Here is a 14,177-nt window from a genome sequence, read left to right on the forward strand (position 1 = left end):
TTTTGTGAGAAAGGTAAGACGATGGATAAAACAGCCATAAAGAAATTTGCGATTGAGTCTCGCAAAAAACTAATTAATGAAATTAAATTAAAAGCCGAAATATTAGGTATCACTGCTGATGGTGTTAGTAATAAATTGGATATTTCGACACCAGAGGTTGAGTATTATATCGACGATACACATCCTATTACTGGTTCTGATATTAGTAAAAGACAGCAATTAGTTAAAGAATTGAGTAGAAGGACCAAGAAAAATGACTTTCCAACTGCTTTTAAAGATTTAGTAGAAGAAGTTGCTTATACTTGGTTCAATCGAATTATTGCGATTAGATTCATGGAAGTTAATGACTATCTACCAAGTAGGACTAATGTATTATCAAGTACACAGAATCGTAATGAGCCTGATATTATGATCGATCCACTGAGTATTGAAAGTGATTTAGGTGGGTTTAGCGAATCGGAAAAAGCATTGATTGAAAAAGCTAGCGACACATTGAATCCTAATGACATGGATGATTTGTATCATATGTTATTTATCAAACAAGCGAATGCTCTGAACAAGAATCTGCCATATCTATTCGAAAAAACTAATAATTATGCGGAATTATTGTTCACTCCAAACTATCATAATGGCGTGATTAAGCACTTAATCGATGATGTAAATGTTGATGATTTTGACGTTTCAAAAGGTGGACAAGTTGAGATTATTGGTTGGCTTTATCAGTATTACAATACAGAACCACATGATGAAGTCGTAAATATTTCTGGAGGTGCCGTTAAAAAAAGTGACATTCCAGCAGCTACTCAATTATTTACAACTGATTGGGTTGTCCGTTATATGGTTGACAACTCATTAGGGAAGTATTGGTTGGAACGTCATCAAGATAGTGGTTTATCTGATAAATTAAAATACCTATTACCAGGTGATATAAAATTAATTAACGATAATGAAAATATTGAAGATATTAAAGTTATCGATAATGCTATGGGATCAGGACATATTCTTGTCTATGCCTTCGATGTTCTAATGGATATCTATCTGGAAGAAGGTTATTCTGCCAGGGATGCTGCTGTTTTGATTTTAACCAAAAACTTATATGGTTTGGAAATTGATACACGTGCTTATCAACTCTCATACTTTGCTCTAATGATGAAAGTAAGACAGTACAATCGTCGAGCATTAAGGACTGAAGGATTGACTCCAAACGTATATGTATTTGAAGATACTGATGATATGCCTGATGAGTTGATTGACCAATTAACTGGAGAGACTGGCTCAGAATTAAAAGAAATTATTGATTTATATAGTAATGCTCGTGAATTGGGATCAATCATTGATCTGCCAAATAAAGACTACGATTTTAAAGCAATTCGAGAATTACTAAATAGTTTACAAATGGACGCCTTAGATGTCTTTGGAACAACTGATGCTCGTAATAAATTACTACGGATTTTAGATATTGTAGAAGTCATGTGTGCCAAATATGATATTGCAGTGACTAATCCACCGTATATGAATAAATTTGATAAAGAATTAAAAAAATATGTTAAGAAACACTATCCAAATTATTCGGGAGATATGTTTTCAATTTTTATTTACAATAATATCAATCTTGTTAAAGAAGGCGGATATTCCGCTTATATGACACCGTTCGTTTGGATGTTTATTAAACGCTATGAAGAACTAAGAAATTATATTGTAAATCACAAAGAGATATCTAGTTTGATTCAAATGGAGTATTCAGCTTTTGAGGAAGCTACTGTGCCAATTAATACATTTGTTTTGAAGAACTTTAAGAACGAAGAAAAGGGTACATATATCAAGCTTTCTGATTTTAAAGGCGGCATGGAAGTACAAAAAGATAAAGTGTTAGAGGCTATTTATAATACTGATGTCAACTACCTTTATCGAACTAACCAAGCGAACTTTAGTAAAATTCCGGGAATGCCAATTGCTTATTGGGCTAGCGCAAATTTGCTTCACGATTTTGAAATCGGTACTCGTATGGATAAAATTGTAGATCCTAGGCAGGGACTTGCCACTGCTGACAATAATAGATTTCTGCGTCAATGGTTTGAAGTAAATAATTCAAAGATAAGTTATCATTCGAAATCCATAGCTGATTCGCTCTTATCGGGCAAAAAATGGTTTCCTTTAAATAAAGGTGGATCATACAGAAAATGGTATGGTAATTACGATTATGTGGTTAATTGGGAAAATGATGGAATGGAGATCAAGAATTTTAAAGATAGCAGCGGAAAGGTACGATCAAGACCACAAAATACAAATTATTACTTTCGTGAAGCAATAACTTGGTCGGATATTACAAGTGGTGGATTCAGTATGAGATATCGAGAATTCGGAAGTATTCACAATAATGTTGGAATGTCTGCATTTTCAACCCATGAAAACCTATTAATTATATTAGGGCTTATGAATACTCCTATTGGTAATGATCTTTTTAAATTATTAAATCCAACTATTCATTTAGAAATAGGTGACTTTAAAAACTTTCCAGTTATTGAATCTCCATTTAAGACAAAGGATATTCCTACAAAAGTAAAACATTTAATTAGTATTTCAAAATTGGATTGGGACGCACAAGAAGTATCATGGAATTTCTGTAAAAATAACTTGATTAATAATAATATAAAAGCAATAGAATCTTCAGTTATCGCTGAAAACAAACGAATTACTGAAGCACGTGAAGAGATGGCGTCAATTGAAACAGGGCTGAATAAGGAATTCATAAATTTATATAAATTAGATGATGAATTAGATTATCACGTTGATCCTGATGAGGTTACCCTTGTGAATATCGATATTACTCGTGATATTAAGGGACTTTTGTCATACTTTGTTGGTCTTGTGTTTGGTAGATATTCATTGGATAAGGATGGGCTAATTTATTCAGGTGATAACTGGCATGATTCCAATTATGTAAGTTTCAAACCAAATAAGGATAATATTATTTTACTGAATGATGATAAATATTTTGATGATGATCGAGATATAATAAATAGACTTAAAGAATTCTTGTCTGTTGCTTTTGATGAGAATACGGTAAAAGAAAATATGGAATATATTGCTTCGATAGTGGGAAAGAAAGCAGATACTCCTGAAGATTCCATTAGAAAATATTTCGTAGAGGAATTTTTTAAGGATCACAAACAAATGTATAAGAAACGTCCCATTTACTGGGAATTGTCGAGTGGTAAAAATGATGGATTTAAAGCATTAATCTATCTCCATAGATATGACGAAGATGAGTTTGCAATGGTTAGAACAGATTATATACATCCATTACAAGGAGTTTATGAATTACGACTTAATCAACTTCAAAAATTAATAGATGTAGAAGAGTCCATCAAAACTAAAAAACAACTTGATAAATCTATTAAGCATCTAAGTAAACAACTGGATGAAATCAAGAAATATGACATCGTAATGCAACATGTGGCTAATCAGAAAATATCATTAGACTTAGATGATGGTGTATTAGCTAATTTTGATAAAATTCAGTCAATTGAAAGTGTATTTTCTAAGATAAAATAACTAAAAAATCTCATTTCATTTTACAGAAATGAGATTGAGGTGCCAAAAAATGTGCCAACTATTCTAATGCTTTATCTATAACTTTTTTGATGATATCTTCGTCCTTTTCTTCTAGTTCTTTGATTATATGTAGGTAAGTTGATTGTGTTGTTGTTATATTACTGTGTCCCAATCTCTTGGAAACGGATAATACTGTTACCCCTTGATATAACAGTATTGAAGCATGAGTATGTCTCAATCCGTGGAAAGTTATTCGTGGTAAATTCAAGTAATTAAGCTTTTTTGTTAAGTATTTATTTATTTCAGCACTTACATAAGTCCTTCCTGAATCATTCATGAATAAAGTAGTGTTGGATTCATTTGTGAAACCATCTATGTATATTTTTAGAAATCGACTACTGTGAGCATCAATGGGAATTACTCTCATTGATGTTTTTGTTTTGGTTTTTTTAAAACCAGTTCCGTACTTATAGTCCCATGTTTTATTAACATTTATTTCATTATTACTTAAGTCTATGTCTTTTATAGTAAGTCCCAAAACCTCACCATAGCGCATACCAGTTACTGCAGCTATATAAATAATTACATCGCTAGAACAATGTGGATCTAGATTTTTGATAAGCATTTTCCATTGATCGTAATTCAATGAAATCTTAGATTTTTTTAAGTGGTCGTTTCCTTTTATTACTACTTTTCTTGTAAAATCTAGAACTATTATTTGTTCGTCCAATGCATCGAGAATGCTTGCCCTGATTTGTTTATGGAAACATGAAACAGTTCTTTTAGCATGTTTCAGAGCAAATAGATTCATTCTTTCTTGGTATGTTCGCCTAGATATATCCTTTAATTTCAAATTCCCGAATATTTCATGTATGTGATTTGATGTATTCAAATATTTATCATAGGTTATTTTGCTTACAACACCCTTTTTATAAACTGTTATCCAACGGGCAAAATATGCGTCGAGTGTTTCACTGCTAGATCTTACGGTATGTAATAGTGGGTGGTCTATTTGGATCTTATTTGCCGCAGTTATTGCTTCAGATTTAAGATTGAAACCTGATTGCCTTAATTTCTTGTATTTCCCATCAATATCTTTGTATGAAATTTCATATTGCCATGAACTTCCTCTTTTTCGATAGCTAACCATTATTTAAATCCTTCCGTTTGAATAATTTGGCACATATTTGTTACAAATTATATATGGAGGGCCTCTAAATGTGAAAAATAATATATTGTTTTCAGCGATAACTGAAGATTCTATTGTACTTAATTTGTTTCTTATCAAGTCGTTTTCACAAAAATTCCATGATATCTCTTGTGAGTCCCAATCAATTTTGGCAATTTCAATTGCCCTTTTGACAGTACTATCAATGTTCAATAAATCAGATTTAAGTACTGGGAATTGTGCAAAGTTTCCTGTTTTTAAATGTATTGTTGGATTAATTATTTTAAGAACATAATTTGAAACTTTTGAATTCATCAGTCCCAGAATATATATTAAATTACTTTGCTCAGGAATGTCGAATGCTGACATTCCTGAAGTTTCATGTATACTACCATTTTTTCTGTATCTTATACTAAAATCACCACTTGTAATATCTGACCAAGTTATCGCTTCACGAAAGTAATAATTAGGATTTCGAATAACTGATCTTTGTTTACCGTTTGGCCAGCAAAAGTGCTTCATTTCGTATCCATCATTTTCCCAATTAACCACATAATCGTAATTACCATACCATTTTCTGTATGATCCACCTTTATTTAAAGGAAACCATTTTTTGCCCGATAAGAGCGAATCAGCTATGGATTTCGAATGATAACTTATCTTTGAATTATTTACTTCAAACCATTGACGTAGAAATTTATTGTTATCTCCCGTTTGTAAACCTACTTTAGGACTTACTATAGAATCCATTTTCATACCTTCTACAAAATCGTGAAGCAAATTTGCGCTAGCCCAATAAGCAATTGGCATTCCCGGAATTTTACTAAAGTTCGCTTGGTTAGAGGAATAAGATACAGGTATAAAAAGGTTTGTTTCGGTTATAATATAAATAGCTATTTTATTGAAAAGGGGCACAAGTATGGCTGATGTGGATATTAATCAAGTTGTAGTGACGCTAAAGGATAAGTTTTCCGGAAACAATCAATTTATTTTCTGGTTTGATGATGACGGTGAGTTTTCTGATAGCATTGACGACATAAGTTCTGCCTTGGATGGGATTGCTCAGGTAAGAGTTATGGAGCCGGGTCAACAGGTTAAAACAAAACTCGATCTATTAGATTTAGATAATAGACAGAAGGTCTTAGTTTATGCTCCATATCCACAACCAGATTTGGAGCAAAATCACCTCAAGGATATGATTTCGTATTCTGAGTCGTTCAAAGCTGATGCCATCGAAATTCTACGTAAGGATCTTAACTTGCCGAACAATTTGCGTGGTTTCTTAAGAGATCACAAATCATTTTTCGGGAGTAAGGAACGACAAAAACAATTTCTAAAGTATGACTTAGATAGTTATCAAACTAAACCTGAATTAGCAATTATGGCCTCGATCGTAAGGTCTAAAAAAACAATTATTTCATTCTTTGATATTCTTCAGGAAGTACTAATCAATTCGTTAAATGAAAACAAATATCTCCCAGAATTTGAAAAATACGGTGTATTAGAAGATTTTTGGAGTAATGTTTCAGAACAGTTTGGATACAGTGATGATAGTCCACAAATAATTAAGCTTGCTGCAGGATTATATTTGACCATGTCTTTTCAACAAATGGAATTGGCCGTACCAACCAAATATAAAGAGTACGATTTGAGCTTAAGGTGGGCCAATGTTCAGACATTTATGCAACAATTTAGTGATTTGTATCATGATGAAGATAACGATGAATTTGCTAAGATAGCTGCAAACGTTTGGACTCTGATTAATGGTGATTCTGTATTTGATCGTATTAAGATTGATGACTTAGAGAAGTCTGATGTCTTTGAACAGTTTGATCAGAAAATCTTGTTATGGATCCAAGATAGATTGAAGTTAGAAGATTTAAATGCAGAAATAAATGGTTTGGATATCGGGAAAGTATCTAAACAACGCAGCAATATGCATTATGGACATAAATATATGTTGCTATATCATATGATGCGCAAGGCCTGGTACTTGGTACAACGTGACAAAAATATGCCTTCCACTTCATTGGACGGTATGATTAATGATTATGTTAATAACGATGGGTATAAAGAGGATACGGATTATCGTAAATTCATTTATTCTTATCAAATGGCAAATATGCCCGAGAACTTTAATGATACAAAGAATTTGGTTGAGAATATTTATATCAATGACTATTTGAATAAGTATATTAATGCTTGGAATGATAAATTTGATTATTCTGAAGTTAATTCTCATCAATTACAACGTAATTTCTATAAGAACCATATTGAACCAGAAACAAATCGTGTTGTTGTAATTATTTCGGATGCGTTCAGATTTGAAGCTGCTAAAGATTTACAAAAGCAATTGAGTCGTGATGATCAAATTATTAGTCAGACCATGGATTATATGATTACTGGATTACCTTCAGTCACTTATATGGGGATGCCATCGCTATTACCAAATGATAAGCTAGATTTTGAAGACAAAAAATTATTGGTCGATGGCAATGAAGCTGTAAATTTAAATATGCGTGATCAAATTTTACGTAATAGGAATGAAAAGAGTGCAGCTTATCAGTTTGATGATTTAAAGGGTGCGTCGACTAAGGAAATTAAAGAAAAAATTGCAGGTAAAGAAGTCATTTATATTTATCATAATCAGATTGATGCCATTTCGGATAATAAAAAAACTGAGGATGATACCTTTAAGGCTACTAGTGATGCAATTAATGAGATACGAAGATTGATAACTAGATTACGTACTAGCAATGTTGCTCACATTATCGTTACCGCTGATCACGGATATATTTATCGTGATGATAAGGTGGTTTCGGGAGATAAAATTGAAATTCCGACATCAGCCGATGAAATTAAGTCCCAAAGATATTTGATAACTGATCGTGAAATAGATGAACTTGGTGTTGGTAGGCAGAAAATGTCTGATGTTTTGAATAATGATGATAGTCGTTATATTTATTATCCTAAAGCAGAAAATATTTTTAAATCCTCGGGATCGTTCAATTATGTTCACGGGGGATCTTCTATGCAAGAAATGATTGTGCCTGTGCTAGATGTTAAAACCACCACAAGTAGATCGGCTGCACATGATGTGGAGCTGCGGTTAACCAATACAACCAACAGGATCACATCTCTCGAGGTTCCAATTAATCTCAATCAGGTTGAAGCGATAAGTTCGACAATTAATCCTGTAGAATATCGAATTTACTTTGAAGATGAAGATGGACAAGCTATCTCTGGTCCAGTTTCAGTTAATGCCAATATTAGTTCGAAAGATGTTAAGGATAGGTTTATAAAAATCCGTGTTACTTTAGCAGATCAAAAATATGATAAGTCAAAGAAATATTACCTAGTCATTGAAAATACGAATAATAATACTAGAAATAAGATTGAATACATTATGGATATTGCAATCCAAGGTGGTTTTGGATTCGATATCTGATCGGATGGAGAACACATGACTGATTTGAATGTTGATAAGACCAATCAAAATGATGATTTATTGGATAAGCTATTAGAATTTCTTCCAGGTCGATTTGTTCGTAAGGATTTGACCAATCGAATCAAAGAGGGGGCTAATGTACCGACCTATGTTCTGGAATACTTGCTAGGCTTGTACGCCAATAGTACCGATGAAGAGCAGATTGAGCGTGGCGTTGAAAATGTTAAAAAGACATTAGCAAATAATTATGTGCGGCCCGATGAGTCTGAAAAAGTAAAGTCTAGGATTCGTGAGTTAGGATCTTACACAGTTATTGATAAATTAACAGTTAAGTTAAATGAAAGAGCGGATCGTTATGAGGCAGTTTTTAGTAACTTGGGGATTGATCACGTTGTTGTCGATAGTCGTTATCCTGAAGACTTCGAAAGACTTCTTGGTGGTGGAATCTGGTCAATTGTTAGATTGAATTATGAATATGATGAAAATTCACATGATAAGTCTCCTTTTACAATTGATACGTTAACGCCAATACAGGTTGCTGGCTTGGATATGAAGGAAATATATAATGCCAGAGAACATTTTACGACTGAAGAATGGGTTGATCTTATTCTTCGTACAATCGGTATGGAGCCGACACTTTTCTCGGAACGTGAAAAATGGTTGTTTTTAGCCAGATTGATTCCGTTTGTGGAGAACAACTTCAACCTAGTTGAGCTTGGTCCACGTGGTACGGGTAAGTCACACGTGTATAAAGAGCTTTCACCGAACTCTATTTTGGTTTCTGGTGGTCAAACAACAGTTGCTAATCTGTTTTACAATATGAGTCGACATCAGGTTGGACTTGTTGGCATGTGGGATATTGTTGCTTTTGATGAAGTTGCTGGAATTAACTTCAAAGATAACGATGGTGTACAAATTATGAAAGACTATATGGCTTCAGGATCCTTCTCTCGTGGTAAGGATGAGATTCAAGCTAGTGCTTCGATGGTTTTTGAAGGTAATATTAATCAGAGTATTGATGTAGTGATGAGAACTTCGCATTTATTCGAACCATTTCCCACTGTTATGGCAAACGATTCTGCTTTTTTAGATCGTATACATGCCTATATTCCTGGATGGGAAATTCCTAAGTACAAACCATCTTTCTTTACTAATGGATATGGATTAATTACTGATTATTTTGCGGAAGTTATGCGAGAACTTCGAAAACAGTCATTTGGGGATGCCATCGATAAATATTTTAAATTAGGTGGTCAGTTGAACCAGCGTGACACAATTGCTGTTCGTAAGACAGTTTCAGGTATGCTAAAGCTAATTTATCCTAATGAACAATATGAGAAGAAGGATGTAGAACAAGTTCTTCAATTTGCAATGGAATTGCGTAGGCGTGTTAAAGAACAGTTGAAGAAAATTGGTGGTATGGAATTTTTCGATGTTAATTTTTCCTATATCGATAATGATACATTCGAGGAGCATTTTGTTTCAGTACCAGAAAAGGGATCTCAGAGTCTTATACCTGAAGGTACTGAGAAACCAGGTCAGATTTATACAGTTACGTATGATAAAAATGAACGATTGAGCTTATTCGAAATTGAATCGCAGATAATTTCAGGTAATGGGAAGTTTGAGAAAACTGGTATTTCGGGAAATCGTCAAGCTGGAGAATCGATGGATACAGCATATAAATATTTAAAAGCTAATTCACATTCAATTAGTTCCAAAATCAGTTTGAATACACATGATTATGTTGTTAATGCAGTTAATTTAAATAATGCCGAGATGACTGATCGATTATCTTTGTCAACATATATTGCATTAGTTTCTATTTCCATTGGTAGAGCAACTGTAGATAGCCTTGTAGTATTGGGTGAGCATACAATAGGCGGATCCATTAAGAAACCTGATAATTTAGCAGATACGTTGCAAGTTTCATTAGATAGTGGTGCGAAAAAGGTATTATTACCTAATACTTCAGCCGCAGATCTATCAAGTGTTCCTGCAAAACTTATGGGTGCATTTACGTTGATTTTTTATGACACAGTTGAGGATGCAGCTTTTAAGGCATTTGGATTGCAGTAGGCCATACTATATAATTATGTTTAGAATAAGTGGTATGTGGGGTTAAATAAATTTGATTCAACGCAGGCTACATGATTCTATTCTGTATAGAAGCCAATCCCTCCATTTCCACTTTTGTGTCAGGTACGTCCTGAATAATGGAGGTTTTTTTGACTAAAAATATAAAAAAATATCCAAGTTATCATTCATCAGAAGAATAGAGGATGATATTTGAATCTAGAGGGTAATTTAAATAAAGAAAGTTTTCCCTCCGCTGGGATATAAATCATATTTATATCAATCTAAGGGTGGGTATACTAATAAAATTGCAAAGGATCTAGTCTTCTCAAATATAGAATCTATAGAAAGTCTAATTGTAGATAAAAATTGATTTAATTATTTTTATAATGACTATACTTGTGCCGTTGCGTAGCTGCAACGGTATTTTTTTGTGATTTGTTATAGAATTAAGGAGTGATATTTATATTTTGGGGGAATTTAAATGAATAATATACAGCCGGGCAAATATAGGGTTCAAAATACGTCAGTTGGAACATTGTTAAATTGGATAAGTAGTGGAGAAATTGGATTACCAGAATTACAAAGACCATTTGTTTGGAGTTCTGTAAAAGTTCGTGATTTTATTGATTCTCTATATAATGGATTTCCGGTTGGATATATTATTACTTGGAATAATCCAAGTGTTCATTTGAAAGATGGTAGTATCGCTACTGGCAAGAAAATTATGATTGATGGGCAGCAACGTGTGACTGCATTACGTGCGGCAATTGCTGGCGAAGAAGTAATGAATTCTAAGTTTGAATATAAGCGCATACGAATTTCATTTAATCCAATTGAAGAAAAGTTTCAAACATTCAATGGTGCAATAGCAAAGGATCCACAATGGATTTCAGATATTTCAGTTTTATTTAGCAGTGAATTTCATGAATGGGATTTTATACCGTCATTCGCTAAAAAAAGTGAAACGGACCCAAATGTTATTGCCGAAGCAATCAAAAAAATTTTAAATCTGGTAAATAATGATATTGGGAATATTGAACTTGATGCTAGTTTGCCAATAGAATCTGTCACAGAAATATTTAATAGAATTAATTCTAAAGGAACAGAACTATCTACGGCTGATTTTATAATGTCAAAGCTTTCTTCCGATACAGATCATGATGGGAATAATATCCGTAAGTGTGTTGAATATTTCTCTAGATTATTGGCTGATCCATTATCTATTAATTCCATAACTAATAATGATAAAGCATTTTTAGACACTAAATACTTTTCATTGATTAAATGGGCCAAAAATGAAAATTCAAATTTATATAATCCAAGATTTGGGGATTTATTTCATGTTGTTCTAGGATTTGAGTTCGGACGTGGCAAGCATTCAGACTTGGTTAGCTTGATTTCTGGACGTGAGTTCAAGAGTAGAACATATACAGAAGATGCCATGTCTGATGCGTATACAAAGTTGAGACATGGTGTAGAACAAATTGTTAATGAATCTAATTTTGAACGTTACATTATGATATTAAAAAGTTTAGGTATGTGTGATAACGGGGTTCTAGTGTTAAATGGTATGGGGGTTATTAACTTTGGATATTCATTATTTTTGCTTCTGAAAAATAATAATGATTTTTCAGAGAGTGAAATAGAATCGATTGTTAAAAGATGGATTGTTATGTCCGCATTAACTAATCGTTATAGTGGATCATCAGAATCCAAGAGTGAAATGGACATAAAATTGTTCATAAATGGAAATCCTAAAGAAATAATAGATAGAGTTACTAAACAGGTGCTATCTGACGATTTTTGGAATGTAACTTTACCAACTAAGCTTGAAACTTCTTCAACCGCTGCTAATGTTTGGAGGGTTTTTCAAATGTCACAAGTACACGGAAATGATATTGCTTGGCTGGAGAAAGATCACCGAGTGTCCAGCTTATTGGAGAATCAGGGAAATGTACATCATATTTTTCCAAAGGCATATTTAAAAAACAATGGTTTTGCACAGCAGCAATATAATCAAGTTGCAAATTATACTTGGTTAACACAGCCACGCAATTTATTAATTAGTGATAAAGCGCCGAATAAATATCTTCATGATAGTAGGGTCACTGAATTCATGAATGATAACTCTTTTGAACAGAATGCGATACCGAAGAGTTTAATTAATTATGATTTTCATGATTACAATAAATTCCTCGAACAAAGACGACATTTAATTTCAGATAAAATAAAAAAGTATTATTCAAACCTTTAAACGAAAAGACTAGATACCCGGCACAACAGCCAAACATCTAGTCTTTTAATTTACCCAAAATAAAAACCTAGGCAATATTACCGCCAATAACATCCAAATCACCTTTGCCGTCACGTTCGACAATAGCTTCAATCGCAGCAGTAATACCGCGAACGTCATCATCTAATGACAAGCAAGCTGTTTCAGGACGGTTAACAACTTGATCAGGTAAGAATGGGATGTGCATGAATCCAGCTTTCAAATCTGGGAAGTCCTTATCAATGAAGTATTGAACTTGATACATGATGTGGTTGCAGACGTATGTTCCAGCGGTTGTTGAAACATAGCTTGGTAATCCAGCGTTTTGAATGGCTGTTGCCATTGCTTTAACTGGCAATTGTGTAAAGTAAGCATTCTGACCATCTTCATGAATCGGAGTGTTGCGTGGTTGATAACCGGCATTATCTTTAATGCGTCCGTCGTCAAAGTTAATGGCAACACGTTCTGGCGTTAAAGCAAAACGTCCGCCAGCTTGTCCGATATCTAGGACATAGTCTGGTTTAACTTCTTCAATTTTTGCATGGACAACTTCAGCACATTTGTTAAAAATAGTTGGGATCTCTAACTTGATGATTTCTGCTCCAGCTATTTCATCAGGTAACTTTTTGACTGCCTCGATAGCGGGATTGATTTTGTCTGAACCGAATGGATCGAAACCTGTAACTAAAATTTTCATAATTTTCTCCTCAAAGTTTATTTTCTAGAATGCTAATACATACATGATGGCTATTTGAATAACCAACAACGATAGTGCAATTGGAACCTGTTGTTTGATAACCCCCAGATTATCTTTCATCTCCATTAATGCGACTGGCAGTGAATTGAAGTTGGCTGCCATTGGTGTCAATAGGGTTCCACAGTATCCACAAGTCATACCAAGTGCGGCGACAACTATCGGAGAACCACCTTGCATAACAACGAATGGAATCCCGATTCCTGCCGTTATAACGGCGAAGGCTGCAAAGGCATTTCCCATGATCATAGTAAAGATTGCCATGGAAACGCAATATAGGATAACTCCCAAGAGGTGATTACCAACTGGGAATACTCCTGAAATTGACTTGGAAATTAGGTTACCAATTCCTGAAGCTGTGAAGACAACTCCTAAAGTGGCTAATAATTGCGGTAAAACACCAGCAGTACCAACGGATCTAACCATTCTTTCACTGTCATGATAAGTGGTTTTTGCGCTCGACTTGGTCATTATCATTGCAATAATCAATGAAACAACAGAAGCAATACCGATACCAACTTGTCCACCAAGTGAGGTGAATTGTCCAATTAGTACTGATAATATAGCCAAGATAATACTTGGGAAGAAGAGCCAGCCACCTAATCGTTTAGCTGATTTCTCGGCAACTTTGACGTCAACTTCCTTAATACGACCGACCTTGATCTGTTTGAATAGGGAAAGCAGTCCCATTAATACGACTAAGATACCAATTACAAAGCTTGGTAATAGTTTTCCAGCTGCGAAGATAACGGCCAATATCAACCAGAATAATCCAGTTCCGATTCTAGCGGGATTTTCTTTATCACGGAATGATTCGATACTAGCGAACAGCATGATCAGGCCCATCAAAACATAAAAAAACTCTAATATATTATTTGCGTTCATTATAAATGGTTCCTTT

At 33.8% G+C, this 14,177-nt stretch carries 8 protein-coding genes; 4 read left to right on the forward strand and 4 right to left on the reverse strand.

Translation table 11 applies throughout. The features are described from left to right. Window positions 1-21 precede the first annotated feature (21 nt). The gene (gene pglX, locus EKM66_RS06285) at window positions 22-3,555 is read left to right on the forward strand and encodes a BREX-1 system adenine-specific DNA-methyltransferase PglX (RefSeq protein WP_125762725.1); all 3,534 of its coding nucleotides are present in this window, start codon (window positions 22-24) and stop codon (window positions 3,553-3,555) included. Window positions 3,556-3,613: 58 nt separating this feature from the next. Here pglX and EKM66_RS06290 read toward each other — a convergent pair whose 3' ends face one another. Then, the gene (locus EKM66_RS06290; RefSeq protein WP_125762727.1) at window positions 3,614-4,705 is read right to left on the reverse strand and encodes a site-specific integrase; all 1,092 of its coding nucleotides are present in this window, start codon (window positions 4,703-4,705) and stop codon (window positions 3,614-3,616) included. A 3-nt stretch (window positions 4,706-4,708) separates the two neighbouring features. Then, window positions 4,709-5,473, reverse strand: a complete 765-nt coding sequence (locus tag EKM66_RS06295; RefSeq protein WP_125762729.1) for a hypothetical protein — start codon at window positions 5,471-5,473, stop codon at window positions 4,709-4,711. A gap of 169 nt (window positions 5,474-5,642) precedes the next feature. Between EKM66_RS06295 and pglZ the strand changes: the two genes are divergently transcribed. The 3 genes from pglZ (at window position 5,643) to EKM66_RS06310 (ending at window position 12,504) form a co-directional block, all read left to right on the forward strand. Further along, the gene (pglZ, locus tag EKM66_RS06300; protein WP_125762731.1) at window positions 5,643-8,171 is read left to right on the forward strand and encodes a BREX-1 system phosphatase PglZ type A; all 2,529 of its coding nucleotides are present in this window, start codon (window positions 5,643-5,645) and stop codon (window positions 8,169-8,171) included. Between the two features lie 15 nt (window positions 8,172-8,186). Then, window positions 8,187-10,250, forward strand: coding sequence for a protease Lon-related BREX system protein BrxL (brxL, locus tag EKM66_RS06305; protein ID WP_125762733.1), 2,064 nt, complete (start codon window positions 8,187-8,189; stop codon window positions 10,248-10,250). A gap of 481 nt (window positions 10,251-10,731) precedes the next feature. Then, window positions 10,732-12,504 carry a GmrSD restriction endonuclease domain-containing protein gene (locus EKM66_RS06310; protein ID WP_225426568.1) on the forward strand — a complete coding sequence of 591 codons (1,773 nt, stop codon included), beginning with the start codon at window positions 10,732-10,734 and terminating at the stop codon, window positions 12,502-12,504. 67 nt (window positions 12,505-12,571) lie between these two features. Here the strand turns inward: EKM66_RS06310 and pcp are convergent, their stop codons facing one another. Together pcp and EKM66_RS06320 are read right to left on the reverse strand one after the other, a co-directional pair. Beyond that, window positions 12,572-13,219: a pyroglutamyl-peptidase I gene (pcp, locus tag EKM66_RS06315; RefSeq protein ID WP_125762735.1), complete on the reverse strand. Its 648-nt coding sequence runs from the start codon at window positions 13,217-13,219 to the stop codon at window positions 12,572-12,574. A 24-nt stretch (window positions 13,220-13,243) separates the two neighbouring features. Then, window positions 13,244-14,161 carry a DUF979 domain-containing protein gene (locus EKM66_RS06320; protein WP_125762737.1) on the reverse strand — a complete coding sequence of 306 codons (918 nt, stop codon included), beginning with the start codon at window positions 14,159-14,161 and terminating at the stop codon, window positions 13,244-13,246. Between the last annotated feature and the right edge of the window lie 16 nt (window positions 14,162-14,177).

This window comes from Companilactobacillus hulinensis, from assembly GCF_003946555.1.
In the GTDB taxonomy this organism is placed as follows: Bacteria; Bacillota; Bacilli; order Lactobacillales; family Lactobacillaceae; genus Companilactobacillus; species Companilactobacillus hulinensis.